We start from the raw sequence: 12,698 nt of genomic DNA on the forward strand, positions 1-12,698 counted from the left end.
AGAGCGTTAACTAAGGTAGATTTGCCCCTTGTTTTTTATGAATCTAAAGCAATTTTTCGCCGCATGCGGCGATTTAGTAGACCTTGGCTGGAAAGCAGAGGTTTGGACCAACGGACTTGTGGTTTTCCGTAGCCCTCGACCTGAGCTCGGTAGCCTAAACCATTGGGATCCCACCTCCGCCGTTTGGCAGGAATGGACAAGACGTCCGCGCACAGATTTGGAAAGTGACTTTAAGGCCGAACCTCGGTCTTCTAAATTGCGCTACGCTCCCACTGCGGCCGCCGACGAACTTGGGGTTTCCCGAACCGATCTCGGTATTATCAATCGCGTGAGTTGCAATTTGCGCGAGCTCGTTGAAGCCGAGGATTGCGACGCTGAATTTCTTTTCGACACTCTTGGTCGCCCCGCATCTTTCGCATTCTGATTTCTCAAGCCGTTCTCACCCGAGAGCGGTTTTTCTTTTGTAATTTTTTTCCATACGTTTTTGTTGCACTATGCAGACTCGAGGTGATAGTATGCCTCGAGAAAAATCAACCACCTCTTGGGTGATCCACGAGGAAGAAAGGTAATTTGAAAACTATTCAGAAAAATTTTCGAATCGGTAGGGAAATCTACTCTTTTCGAGTGCATGCGTTAAATCATGCGTTTAGGGATTCACATCCACCCATTCCCGCTGTTCTCGGCGATCCGCAGGAACCCTTGCAAATGTATCCGCAGGAAATTGCAGGATTTGGTCAGGCTGTCGGACCCGGGTACGTTTCTGTGCCGTTTGTATTTCCGCAAGTTGGAAATCAGCGCTACGGAGATTTTGTTGGGATCGCTGGTCAGCGGGAGTTTGCTCACACGCGGGTTACGATTTCCGACGAACCTCTGCGGTTAGTTCGACCAATGCAAGACGTGCGACGTTTCGCAGAATTGGCGCAACTCCTCCGTTTTCCGAAGTCGGACCATTGCGCCTGCGTGCGGGGTTTACATCTCGTCGACGGTCAGCCCACATTTATTCTGGGATCGGGGCCCTACGAGGAAGTGTTCGCGACTATGAACTCGCAGGGTTTGCGGTTCGAATTGTCGGAGCGACAAAAAGACGCGGCAGAACTCATCGCCGGTAAGAGGGGGCGCAAGGAACTCGAGTCCCTGGCTCTCGATCTACAGAAACGCTACGGCACTGTCACCGTGAGGCAGGCGGTTCACAAACACTGTGGCGGGTTGCCCGGTTTTGGCGATGCGGTTGCGAGTTACTTGATTGGGATGGCCGCAATTATCACCACTTCTGACGGTTACGTGGTGTTTGGGCGCAGGGCCCGACAGCGTGTGTCAGTTAACACGGGCATCAATCTCGCAACTTCCGGTGGTTTCATTTTTGACCGAGAACACATCGAAGGGTTAGGCTTCGCTCGATTTGTCGTCGATGAAATTCATCGGGAGATGCATGAGGAGGTGGGTTTGCTCGGGAGTGATTGCGCTGTGACTGTCTTGGCACTTTTGCGAGAAATCGCGCGCGCCGGTAGTCCTGAAATTCTTGCCCTCATCGAGTTCTTTGGTACCTTGCGCGACTTTCTAAAAGTCGTCGAATCGAATCATCATCCCGAGCAGGATGTCGATGCCATTTTTGCTCTGCCACTGCGGCATGCGCGCCAATTGGTTCACGATCCGAAGGCTGGGAAAGTTCTTCAGCCTAAGGCTTTGGCGGCACTCATCATGCTCGACCGGCATCTTCGGGCGAATGGCTCGTGAGTTCTTTATATGTAGTCTACAACCCGTTCCAAATTTTGGCGCGGGTTTTTCTTTTGGTTGTTTTTGGGGTAGTATTGTTTTAAATACGCGCGTAGCTCAGTTGGTAGAGCGGTCGACTTATACTCGACTGGTCGGGGGTTCGAGTCCCTCCGCGCGTAGCGGAGCGTCATTTTGTGCGCGCGAGGAAGCTCCTGTGGAGCTTTCGGGAGGGGCTCGAACACCGGAGTCATGTTTTTTCAGCAGAAAAAACAGACGAGGTGGTGGCCAGACCTAAACGAGCGACGGCGAGTTTAGAGTCGCGGCCGAGTCCAAGCACGCGCACAATTATTCAAAATGTACTCCCTCACCTCGCTTTGAAACCGCTTCAGCCAAGAGTGGGTAGCGGGAGAGGGTTTCGTCATCAGCGATGAGCCGCGCAGCCTCCAGCCGCGCGGCTTCAACCATTTTCAAATTTTGTAACGCTTCCATGGCGATATCAGAAACGCCCCACTGCTTGGCACCAGAAAGTTCTCCAGCTCCGCGAAATTTTAAATCATATTCTGCCAATTCAAATCCATTTTTGGCAGTTTGGACAGCTTTCAGTCGGTCAACGGTTTTAGAAGTTTTAGCTTCCGCGAAAACGTAACAATAGGCTTGGTCGTTGCTCCTGATGACTCGCCCGCGGAGTTGGTGAAGCTGTGCGAGACCAAAGCGCTCAGCGCCTTCAATCACAATAACCGTGGCGTTAGGAACGTTTACGCCAACTTCCACGACGGACGTCGCTACCAAAATTTTTGTCTCGCCCGATTTAAATTTTTCCATGGCGCGATCTTTGGCGTCAGGAGTCATTTTGCTGTGGAGAATATCGATTTCATATTCAGGGAAAATTTTTTCTTGCAACCGTTCTGCTTCTTCCATCACCGACTTGGCAATCATCGCACTTTCTTTGTTTGGATCAGGTAAATTAATTCGTGGGCAAATGACGTAGGCCTGTCGGCCCGCGCGGAGTTCTTGGCGAATTTTTTCGTACGTTGCTTCTCGCGCGGTCGGCAAAACAATTTCAGTAATGATCGGTTTCCTTCCGACTGGCATTTGGTCGAGCAGGGTTAAATCAAGATCCCCGTACATGGTAAGCGCGAGGGTTCTTGGGATTGGCGTGGCTGTCATGGAAAGTAAATGAGGGGCGATGTTATCTTTCCTAACCAGTTTTTGTCTTTGAGCGGTTCCGAAGCGGTGTTGTTCGTCAATAATAACGTACGCCAGATTTTTAAATTTTACGGCTTTTTGAATAAGCGCATGGGTGCCGATAAGAATGGGAATTTCGCCGTTCGCGAGCCATTTCAAAAGTTGAGTGCGGGAAATATCCGTCCAGCCGTCAGGATTGACCTTCGAGGGAAATTTTCGACAGCCCGAGCCGGTGATAAGCGCAATTTGGATTGGTAGATGAGAAAAATATTTTATAAATGATTCAAAATGTTGTGTGGCGAGAATTTCGGTCGGGCACATGTACGCGGTTTGCAATGCGCCAAAATTTTGCCCCTTTGGTCTGCTGGTTGTTACCGCATACACTGTTGTGGCTGCCACTGCGGTTTTTCCAGAACCCACATCACCCTCAAGGAGGCGGCTCATGGCATGGCCTTTTTTAAAATCATCAAAAATGGCTTGGTTGGCTTTTTGTTGCGCCTCGGTTTGTTTGAAAGGAAAACGAGAGGTGAAGGATTCGATTTCTGCAGCCGATTTTTCAATCACGAAACTTTTATTTTTCTGCCAGGCCTTTTTAGCGCGCTGTTTCCCCAGTTGAATTAAAAATACCTCTTCGAAGGCGAAACGTTTTCGGGCAGATTGCGCGTCAGCAATTTTAAGAGGGGAGTGAATCCAGACTAGAGCAGTTTTAATTCCCGGTAAGTTGTATCTCTCGAGAATGTCAGTAGGAATCGGGTCGGGAAAATTTTCTAAAATTCCAGACTTGAAAATTTTCCCGACCGCGTGGAAAATCCAGTTGGACGTGACGCCACGAGATTCAGGATAGACCGGGTAAAGCGCATGTTTTTCTCCTTCTGCGCCGAAAAGATTTTCACCGACGCCAATTGGGAGTTTGTCGACAGTTTCAATTTTAGGATTGCTAAAATAGAGCTCTTGGGTTTTCTTGCGTTGCGAAATTTTACCCTCGATGCGTACGAGCGATCCTTCCGTGGTCATTTTTGCGAGGTATGGTTGGTTAAACCAAACTGCCTTAATCCTCCCTGTGTCGTCTGTAACCCAGCCGTCGGCCATACTGATTTTAGTTTTGAAACCTTTGCCGGTTTTCAGCCCTGAGATTTTTCCAAAAACGACCGCTTGCTCGCCAGCCACGAGGTTGGCAATATTTTTCATTTCCGAAGTGTCGCCATAGCGAGTGGGGAAATGGTACAGCAGATCGAGCACTGTTTTAATGCCAAGTTTCCTGAGCGCTTCTTTCTGAAATTTACTCAGTCGAAATTGAGTTTCAATACTTTCGGTTTGCAACATGGCTTTATTCTATCAGAGCAGGGGAGACAGAAATATAGCAAAATTCTTGATTATGTGGCGTTTTTGTGTAGGATGGCTGGAGTTAAGTTTGATTTTTAAGTAATGAATAAGGCGAAACTCAACGGAGGACACACGGCGATTTCAAACGGCGCGCCGAAAGTGAACATCGACAAACTACCAAGATATGACGCTGATATAGTTCGCGCGGTCGGCATTAGAAAGCGTCGGCCAGTGTTTCCACAGAAACCTAAGCCTGTTGATGCGGGATTTGTCCGGATTGCCGCTGTGTTCGGTCGGTATTTTCAATACGGTATCGATGTCACTAATCCTGAGGTCTATCTCGCACTAGCCCAGGAAAAGAAAAAGGGTGGCAAGAAAATTTTACACGTCGAGCTCATTTTGGTAGAGCGGGGTAAGCTCCCAGCGTGCCGTCAAAAGCAAATGTAATTTCGAGACAGTGAAATTTCACTGTCTTTTTTCTTGTTCATTTTTCCGAATCCGAATATTCTCACATACACTGATTGTACACGGCCGTGTACAATCAGTGTATGTGAGGTACTTGAGTTTTTAAGCGGTTATAGACATACAATGGGAGTGCTGATATATTCTCCAAAGTAGTTAGATTTTTGGAGGAAAAAAGTTATGGCAAAACCACACGGGTCACCTGCCGATTGGCAGAGGGAATTGGTCGCCGATATTCTGGCACTGAAAAATGATTCGCGAGCTCCGGGACCGGTGAGCCGGAACATTTTGTCGAGTCGCAAGGCTCTTCGTGTTAGGAAACTCAAACCTGCGAGAAAAAAACGATTTACGTCCGGCCGAATTTAATTCGCCGGATTTTTTGTTACATATTCCAAGAGCTTCGGAGGAAAACTTTGAATGGCTAATGTCGCGGTAGCGAATAAAATAGTGACGTCTCGGAAAAGTACATCCATAGAGCCGAGATTGAACACCAATAATCCTGCGAGAGAGAATGTGGCAAAAAGACTTGGAATGAAAATATATTTTCCGGAAAGAATCCAAAGCGCGGTGATAATTTCGTAGACGCCCCACATTTTGAGAAGGAGAAGTCCTGGAATAATATCCTTCATAAATTTTGGAAACCAGCCGATCCACGCTTGCGGATTAACAAATCCTCCAATGCCAGCGTACAAAAAACAAAATGCCACGCCGATTCTCAAAACCAGCCATGCTATTTTTTCTCGTCCTTCTTGTGTTGATATTTTTTCCATAATTAATTTCTAACGTACTTACTATCTAACCTACTTCTTCTCTATTTCGCTAACTCTCCAATTTTAAATGACGCTAACATTGCTTCTGGTCGAGGTTCTCCTGCGTGTTGAGTGGTGAAAGCGCTTGTGCCGTCTTTGCCACAAATTGAAAGTATTCTGGCAGAACCTCCTGGGTGTTTGTAAATCCACGAAGTGAGATCGTAGACTGAGCCGCGAATGGCGCTATAGCAACTGCTGTCATTATTATGCGTTGCCACTTCTGCAAGCGTAAATGTTTTTGGAGTTTCGGTGGAAGTTGTGGTCGAAGTTGCTACCACAGGCGTTTGCTCGGTCGGAGTCACTTGATTACTTTTTTTAACACTGGCGAGACTAACGCCAACCACGATGACTGCCGCGATAACAAGACCGATAATATATTTTGACCCGCCGGTTGATTGTGTTGGTTGTTGTTCTGGTTCCATAATTTAAATAGTATGACTGGTTAATACTTTGATTATACCAGAACTTTTTCTATTAGAAAAAGTCAAAACGTTGTGGTAATCTGAAGCTTCAAGCTGTAAGCTAGTAGCTGATAGCTTTTCACGGAGAGGTGTCAGAGTGTTGAATTGCGAAGGCTTGGAGCAATTCAAGGCCGGAGTCCGACGGGACGAGGCGGGGTCGCGAGATTCGCCAGTAGGCGAATACTTGTGACCTAATGTGCAGCTTTTAAAGCTGCAACGGAAGTTTTGAAACGAGGCATAAAATAATTAAATACATAATATTGGAGAGGTGTCAGAGCGGTCTAATGTGCAGCTTTGCTAAAGCTGTGAGCCCCTTAAAAGGCTCCGAGGGTTCGAATCCCTCCCTCTCCGCAATGAACCGCAAGAAAGTCTAAATGACTTTCGCGCGGCTCATCATTGCGTGGAGAGGGAGGGATTCGAAAGACGGAATCCGCCTTCGGCGGATGAGTCGGGGTCGCGAGTACTTAGGCTTTTGTTGGTCCGCCGCGGCGGACAACAAAAGACTTAGTAACTTGTGACCGAATCTCGATTCGAACAGCGGAGCGAAATTTTTACTAAAAAATTTCGCGAGCTGGTGCCCAGACCAAAATTTTCGACGGAAAATTTTGAGTCGCGGGAGAAACTCCCTCCCTCTCCGCCAGATTACCAAGTTTGAACCGAAGTAGAATAAGGGTTTTGTGGCCAATTTAATAAAAACAAATTTATGAAGAAAAATATCGCACTCATAATACTCATTGTTCTCGTCCTGGTCTTGGCCTGGCTCGTGTTCTCGCCTAATTCTCCTGCAACTTCGGTTAATCAACCCCACTACGATACAGCGCTCTCTGCATCGGGCAATATCACTTGTACCTACCCTCGAGTCTTACACGCAAGTTACCAGAGCGGTGAAATAACACACGAGTTACCTAAACCCGAAACAAACCCGATCATAATGACTTTTAGCGGGATTGATTCGGAGACACCAAAAGTACAATTTATCGATTCTACTCAAACAATCTCTGAGGTTCCTATTATGAAAGTTGTAGATACAAATGAAAAGTTGATGTTTGTCGAGGGTGATGGTGATCCTTATTTGACCGTGCATACAATATACAAAAATGTAGGAATTGGAACTTATGAAAAATCAATGTCACTTTTGGGTATCCCAGTAGGAACAATTGCTATGGGTAGCTGTGTGGATTATTGATGGTGCATATGAAAAAAGCTATTAAATGGATCGTAGGAATAGTACTTATACTCTGGATATTTTCTGCCGCCCCTTCGTTTCTGGCTGGCGTTTTCTGGTCAGAAAGTAATGCACCTTGGGAGAAGGTCGATGCCTTCTACTATCCAGATGCAAACAACTTATCCGAATGGGAAAGTCAGATAGATGTGGGTTCGGTCCAAGCTTGCCGTGATTGGGTTGAAGATTCAGCTGCCGCAAAGGGTGACCCAAATCTAGAACGAGGTGATTATGAATGTGGAGTTAGTTGCAAAAGCAAAGATGGTTTCAATGTATGTCGTCTAACTGTTGAATAAATATGGACAAGAAAAATATCATAATTATCGTGTTGATAATCGCACTCGGAGCGACGGTTTATTTTACCTCTCAAAAAAATCAAGCTTCCCAACTAGAAAATTCTGGAACAAATTCAATTTTGCCAAGCCAGGAACTAAGAGCGGCTTACACAGAATCTCTACAGCATTCTGCTATGGTAGATATCGCGGAACTTTCTTGTTTCCCGACAAGTCGGTTTGATTGTGGTGGGGGGAGTTGTACAGCTTCCGCTCCAGCAACTTATTATTTCGTAGATTATGGAACAGAGAGTGCAACCTATTTTAGGTGCGATGCCAAAGGATGCGATCCATACCCAGTTGAAGTAACCACTTCTGGAGAATTTACCCAATTTACTCCATCGCAAGGTCAAGCAATGATGTTCAAGGTCGCCACCGGAGATATTTGGGACAACAAAGGAGAATTTATTGATATTGCAACACTCGGAACTGGAGCAATAGTATCTTCGGGTAAATGCGAATTCACAAAATAAATTTATGGTAAAGAGAAAACAACCCGAACCAATAGAAGCAAATCTGTCATATCAACAAATGGAGGCAGCTATTCCTAAAATTGACAGGAGGATAGCCGATCTTGAAAATTTCGATGTCAATTCCATTACTGACCGAAGCGATGCAAGAATTAATGCACTCGAGAAATCATTAGATGCACTACTGGTTTCCGTTTTTGGGGCGGGAACAGTGGAATACGATCGTTACCATTGGCAAGTTACACGTTTGGATATTGCTTCAATGAACATGATGCATCGAACCCCAATTCATGAAATTCACGAAGGGTTACGTCGCGGTATTGCTACCGCTAAAGCTCATTTGGAAGTAATCAAAAAAGGATTTCTTGAAGAACTTGGAGATGCGGGACTTAATTCTGCGGGAAAAACTCTAAAAGCATATGAAGGACTTGAACTACATCCCGAAATTGAGCGTGCGGTCGGTAATCTATACAGAGATGGTCACTATGCAAATGCTGTGGAGGATGCAACCAAAGCGCTCAACGCTTTGGTACGAATGCGTAGCGGCATTGAAGACAAAGATGGTAGTACGCTGATGGAGACGGTTTTTAGTCCAAAAAATCCACTTCTGAAATTTAACAAACTCGTTGATGTTTCTGATATAGATGAGCAAAGGGGATTTATGATGATGTTTGCTGGAGCTGTAGCTGGATTGCGCAATCCGCGCGCTCATAAGATTATCAAGGATGACCCAGAGATGGCGTTGGAATTTATTGCCTTTGTCAGTCTTCTGGCAAAACTAGTGGATAAAAGCTCAAAATAATTCAGCTACTTTTTAAGTCATGAAGGATCTAAAAAATATCTTAAAGGGGAAAATAATAGAGATATTGATAATAATTGTTGTTTTACTTTTTATTCTATATTTGGTATGTCCGACACTCAGGGATTATATTTTTGAGCAAAAAATTGAAGCGAACTTTGTACTCGGATTCTTAACAGTCATTACCTTGATGGTCAGTATTTGGCAGAATACAAAAGATAGGAAGCTAACCTACAACATAAATGTTTGGGAATCGGTAAGAAATAATGGCTTAGCAATAATAAGCAAACTGATCGCAATTAAGCAAAAAAGTGACATTATCGTCAAAACTCTAAAAAGCCATCAGGATGCCATAAAGAAAAGACAGGTATTCATGGATTCTAACGATACCTTGTCAAAGAGAGATATTGACGATGGATTTCAGATAGTTGCTGCTTATGCGGATACATATTTTAGAGATGAATGTGAGAAGTGGAATGAAATGTTAAACAAGTTGAGTGCTATGGCAACAGATAATATAAACGTAATCAAGAATTACGAGATAAATTTGCAGTTAATTATGAGTGGAACTGATTTTAGAAATTCAACTCTAGACAAACTAGATGAAATTGTTGCTAACGCAGAGAAAGCAGACAAAGAAATTGCTCAGATCACTGAGGAGATGAGAAATAAAATTATTGGAAAGACAAATAGTATTAGCGATAAAATCAAGAATAATTTATAGCACAGAGATTAAATTATTGGATAATCCACGATGTTTTGCCCCTTATCCGACTTCGGCTTGGGCACCTCGAACCAGTCTGGATGGACTTTGTAGAAGCTCTGATTTCTGTATCCTTTTTCGGACAATCAACTCCTATCTTTTATACTCCAAAATATCCCCCGGTTGACAATCAAGCGCTTTGCAAACAGCCTCTAGTGTCGATAGCCGAATCGCTTTGGCTTTTCCATTTTTCAAAACGGAAATGTTGGCCATCGTGATGCCAACTTTCTCGGCGAGTTCGGTGACGCTCATTTTTCGCTTGGCCAAATAAACGTCTATGTTGATAATGATCGCCATGGTTTTAAACAGTTAAGTCGTTTTCGGATTTTATGTCCACTGCTTTTTGCAAAATTCGTTCAAACATTGCGGCCACACTGGCGCCTAGGCCAGAGATAGCAATTATTAAAAGACCCATGAAAACACCACCCGCAATGTCATCCTTACCGCGCTGAAATACAAATAGATAGGCCTCTGCTCCAAGCGCAAAAGCAACGAGGGTTATTGCGCAGTATCTTATAATTTGTAAAGCCCTCACGGAATTTATTGAGAAGATTTTATTTTTTCCAATATATCCGAGCAACTTGAACGCTTGGTAGAGTGCTACAAAAAACGCGATGGACGCTGTATACGCACACGCTAAGAATGGGTCGTTGAAATATATTTGAAAGAGGGTAGCGTTTACATTTCTGCCCTCGATGTGAGGTTCCCAAAGCATAAAGGCAAGAGCGCCGAGGCCGATGAGCACAATAACCACCTGAAGCAATATTGTTGAACTTTTTTTCATGAAAGATTTATATTAAATTATAAGAGCCGGCGCTCAATGGACGTTGCGCCGACATGATTTCGCTAAATCACATCTTAATTTATCACTTATTGTTTGTCAATATATATTTATCGTTATTTTTACATAGCTTGAAACATTCGAGCTGTTCATTATGTTACAAGAGTACATGAATTCTCTAATTAAAAAACCCAGCGCTTGGATGCCTATAGCTTTTTCGTTGACGATGTTGGCGTCATTTTTTATTGTGCCGATGCTTTCTGGACCTCTAGTTCGGCAAGCGGATGAGGGAACTGGCGCACACCTTTTTCAATTGTGGTTAGTTTTAGAGGTCGTGATGATAACTATTTTTGCCATTAATTGGTTACCGAAAAAACTGAAAGAGACTTTTGTAGTTTTAGTAATTCAGGTTGTCGCGGTGGTTGCGGCCTGTGCTCCGGTTTTCTATTTCAACGTTTAGATTATTTCCCCTTTAACTTTCTGCCCAATTGCTGTAGTATACTTATTTCACACTTTAACAAAATTAAATTTTTAACTAAAACAGATGCGTAAAATTATTTCAATTGTCGTGGTAGTGGCTATCATTCTTGTTGCTGGGTTTTTTTACTTGAATAATTATATCTATCAAGAGAAGCAGGGTCCCACAGACTACAAAGACGCCACGTTTCTAATAGAGAACAAGTCTGTCACACTTGTTGACGGCGTATCTGAAGTGGCACAAGAAGGTTCGTCTTCAAAAATAGTCACCAAGTATTTTGGCAATCAGGCGAAAGGGGATTTGAACAAGGATGGCATTCCTGATCTTGCGTTTATTCTTACTCAAGAAACAGGTGGAAGCGGCACTTTCTTTTATGTTGTCGGAGCGATTCAAACTCCAAACAATACTTACAATGGCACGGACGGAGTTTTGCTTGGAGATAGGGTTGCTCCACAGTCAACAGAAATTCGTAGTGACGGAATATTGGTGGTAAATTTTGCAGTTCGACAGCCGAACGAGCCGATGACTGCATCACCTTCGGTTGCTAAAAGTATCTGGCTTAAACTTGATCTTGAAAGCTTGAGATTTGGCATAGTCGAACAGAATTTTGAAGGTGAAGCTGACCCTGCACACATGACACTTACTATGAAGCCTTGGAGTTGGGTTTCCGTGTTGTATAACGACGCCCGAGAGATCAAACCAAATCGCGCAGATGTTTTTGTTCTAACCTTTGGAGGCGACGGTAAATTTACAGCGAAGACTGATTGTAACAGCGCAGGAGGGCAGTATGTTGCGAAAGATGGTACGATCACCTTTAGTAATATTTTTGCCACGAAGATGTATTGTGAAGGATCACAGGAAGCGGAATTTTTAAAACTTCTTGAGAATACGAGTAGTTATCACTTTACGTCGCGAGGACAACTGATTCTTGACCTCAAGTTTGATAGCGGTTCGGTGATTTTTCAATAGCCCTGACAGGCTATTTGAATGGAGAGATGGATGAGTGGTTTAAATCAACGGTTTACTAAACCGTCGACCTTTAATTAGGTCCGCGAGTTCGAATCTCGCTCTCTCCGCATTTGAAAATCCGCCCTTTTGGGGCGTGATTTTCTTATGCGGAGAGAAGAAAGCATGGGAATGCTTTCGCGCGAGATTCGAAGCCCGATTGAGCTTTTTCTGGAAGCGAAGCGTACCAGAAAAACCAATCGGGGTACTGACCCTGTAAGGGTCGAACTCGCTCTCTCCGCAACGAAAATTTACCCGCGGGCGAATCTCACTCCCCGCTAACTGATTTTAATTCTGTTATACTTCATTAGTGATAAAAATATCTTTAGTCGTAATTGCTTGTCTGCTAGCATTACTAGGAAATATTCCTTACGTACTAGATGTTGTTAAGGGCAGGGTGAAACCTCATCCCTATACTTGGTTTGTCTGGACGATAGTTTCCTGTGTTGTCTTTTTTGGACAGCTTGCAAAAGGCGGTGGAATAGCGGTAATTGCCACAGGAGTTTCAGAAATTTTTACAATAATTATATTTTTACTATCTTTAAAGTATGGATTTAAAAATCCTCCAAAGGTAGACAACTATTTCCTAGTTTTCGCTCTTTTGGGTTTAATCCCGTGGTTTATCACTAAAGATCCTACTATTTCTGTCATAACGGTTGTTTCGATAGATCTTATTGCTTTTATTCCAACCCTTCGTAAAACCTACTGCTTTCCAAAAAGTGAAACTCCACTGTTGTATGGAAGTAATGTGTTAAGACATTTTTTAATATTGGCAACTTTGGGTTCTTACAACGTAGCGACCATGCTTCATTCAATATCAATGATCGTTACCAATTCAATTATGGTAATTTTTATAAAAACTTGTAAAGAAAAGGAGGCGGCCTGACTATCAGCA

The 12,698-nt window shown here is 44.0% G+C and carries 17 protein-coding genes and 3 tRNA genes; 15 read left to right on the plus strand and 5 right to left on the minus strand.

All coding sequences use genetic code 11. The annotated features are described in order from the left end of the window. Positions 1–37 precede the first annotated feature (37 nt). The 3 genes from V4467_02330 to V4467_02340 all read left to right on the plus strand — a co-directional run bounded on the left by V4467_02330 (position 38) and on the right by V4467_02340 (position 1,892). Positions 38–424, plus strand: a complete 387-nt coding sequence (locus V4467_02330) for a hypothetical protein (GenBank protein MES2087810.1) — start codon at positions 38–40, stop codon at positions 422–424. Between the two features lie 146 nt (positions 425–570). After that, positions 571–1,734, plus strand: a complete 1,164-nt coding sequence (locus V4467_02335; GenBank protein MES2087811.1) for a hypothetical protein — start codon at positions 571–573, stop codon at positions 1,732–1,734. Positions 1,735–1,819: 85 nt separating this feature from the next. Next, positions 1,820–1,892 (plus strand) — tRNA-Ile (locus tag V4467_02340). A 166-nt stretch (positions 1,893–2,058) separates the two neighbouring features. On the opposite strand, the gene V4467_02345 is transcribed toward V4467_02340, so the two are convergent. Further along, positions 2,059–4,221, minus strand: coding sequence for an ATP-dependent DNA helicase RecG (locus V4467_02345; protein MES2087812.1), 2,163 nt, complete (start codon positions 4,219–4,221; stop codon positions 2,059–2,061). 102 nt (positions 4,222–4,323) lie between these two features. On the opposite strand from V4467_02345, the gene V4467_02350 reads away from it, so the two are divergent. Together V4467_02350 and V4467_02355 are read left to right on the plus strand one after the other, a co-directional pair. Continuing rightward, the gene (locus V4467_02350) at positions 4,324–4,668 is read left to right on the plus strand and encodes a hypothetical protein (GenBank protein MES2087813.1); all 345 of its coding nucleotides are present in this window, start codon (positions 4,324–4,326) and stop codon (positions 4,666–4,668) included. A gap of 195 nt (positions 4,669–4,863) precedes the next feature. Next, complete coding sequence (locus tag V4467_02355; protein ID MES2087814.1) at positions 4,864–5,049, plus strand: hypothetical protein; 186 nt, start codon at positions 4,864–4,866, stop codon at positions 5,047–5,049. Here the strand turns inward: V4467_02355 and V4467_02360 are convergent. Together V4467_02360 and V4467_02365 are read right to left on the minus strand one after the other, a co-directional pair. Beyond that, a complete protein-coding gene (locus V4467_02360) occupies positions 5,046–5,453 on the minus strand; it encodes a hypothetical protein (GenBank protein MES2087815.1) in 408 nt (135 codons plus the stop codon). The genes V4467_02355 and V4467_02360 overlap by 4 nt on opposite strands. A gap of 41 nt (positions 5,454–5,494) precedes the next feature. Beyond that, positions 5,495–5,914, minus strand: coding sequence for a cytochrome b5-like heme/steroid binding domain-containing protein (locus tag V4467_02365; GenBank protein MES2087816.1), 420 nt, complete (start codon positions 5,912–5,914; stop codon positions 5,495–5,497). 301 nt (positions 5,915–6,215) lie between these two features. Here V4467_02365 and V4467_02370 point away from each other — a divergent pair. The 6 genes from V4467_02370 (at position 6,216) to V4467_02395 (ending at position 9,500) form a co-directional block, all read left to right on the plus strand. After that, positions 6,216–6,304, plus strand: a tRNA-Ser gene (locus V4467_02370). 352 nt (positions 6,305–6,656) lie between these two features. After that, entirely contained in the window at positions 6,657–7,139 is a 483-nt protein-coding gene (locus V4467_02375) for a hypothetical protein (protein ID MES2087817.1), read from the plus strand. 8 nt (positions 7,140–7,147) lie between these two features. Next, on the plus strand, positions 7,148–7,471 hold the full coding sequence (locus V4467_02380; GenBank protein ID MES2087818.1) for a hypothetical protein: 324 nt from the start codon (positions 7,148–7,150) through the stop codon (positions 7,469–7,471). Between the two features lie 2 nt (positions 7,472–7,473). Then, a complete protein-coding gene (locus V4467_02385) occupies positions 7,474–7,980 on the plus strand; it encodes a hypothetical protein (protein MES2087819.1) in 507 nt (168 codons plus the stop codon). Between the two features lie 4 nt (positions 7,981–7,984). Continuing rightward, positions 7,985–8,779: a TIGR02391 family protein gene (locus V4467_02390; GenBank protein MES2087820.1), complete on the plus strand. Its 795-nt coding sequence runs from the start codon at positions 7,985–7,987 to the stop codon at positions 8,777–8,779. A 19-nt stretch (positions 8,780–8,798) separates the two neighbouring features. Then, positions 8,799–9,500, plus strand: coding sequence for a hypothetical protein (locus tag V4467_02395; protein MES2087821.1), 702 nt, complete (start codon positions 8,799–8,801; stop codon positions 9,498–9,500). Positions 9,501–9,632: 132 nt separating this feature from the next. On the opposite strand, the gene V4467_02400 is transcribed toward V4467_02395, so the two are convergent. Together V4467_02400 and V4467_02405 are read right to left on the minus strand one after the other, a co-directional pair. Next, on the minus strand, positions 9,633–9,836 hold the full coding sequence (locus V4467_02400) for a helix-turn-helix transcriptional regulator (GenBank protein MES2087822.1): 204 nt from the start codon (positions 9,834–9,836) through the stop codon (positions 9,633–9,635). A 4-nt stretch (positions 9,837–9,840) separates the two neighbouring features. Continuing rightward, positions 9,841–10,323: a DUF2975 domain-containing protein gene (locus tag V4467_02405; GenBank protein ID MES2087823.1), complete on the minus strand. Its 483-nt coding sequence runs from the start codon at positions 10,321–10,323 to the stop codon at positions 9,841–9,843. Between the two features lie 166 nt (positions 10,324–10,489). Between V4467_02405 and V4467_02410 the strand changes: the two genes are divergently transcribed. The 4 genes from V4467_02410 to V4467_02425 all read left to right on the plus strand — a co-directional run bounded on the left by V4467_02410 (position 10,490) and on the right by V4467_02425 (position 12,689). Beyond that, positions 10,490–10,780 carry a hypothetical protein gene (locus tag V4467_02410; GenBank protein MES2087824.1) on the plus strand — a complete coding sequence of 97 codons (291 nt, stop codon included), beginning with the start codon at positions 10,490–10,492 and terminating at the stop codon, positions 10,778–10,780. Between the two features lie 84 nt (positions 10,781–10,864). Continuing rightward, complete coding sequence (locus V4467_02415) at positions 10,865–11,767, plus strand: META domain-containing protein (GenBank protein ID MES2087825.1); 903 nt, start codon at positions 10,865–10,867, stop codon at positions 11,765–11,767. Between the two features lie 20 nt (positions 11,768–11,787). Further along, a tRNA-Ser gene (locus tag V4467_02420) sits at positions 11,788–11,874 on the plus strand. Between the two features lie 239 nt (positions 11,875–12,113). Then, positions 12,114–12,689: a hypothetical protein gene (locus V4467_02425; protein MES2087826.1), complete on the plus strand. Its 576-nt coding sequence runs from the start codon at positions 12,114–12,116 to the stop codon at positions 12,687–12,689. Positions 12,690–12,698: the final 9 nt, after the last annotated feature.

The sequence above is a fragment of the Patescibacteria group bacterium genome (assembly GCA_040390045.1).
GTDB lineage: Bacteria > Patescibacteriota > Minisyncoccia > Phycocordibacterales > SIBU01 > SIBU01.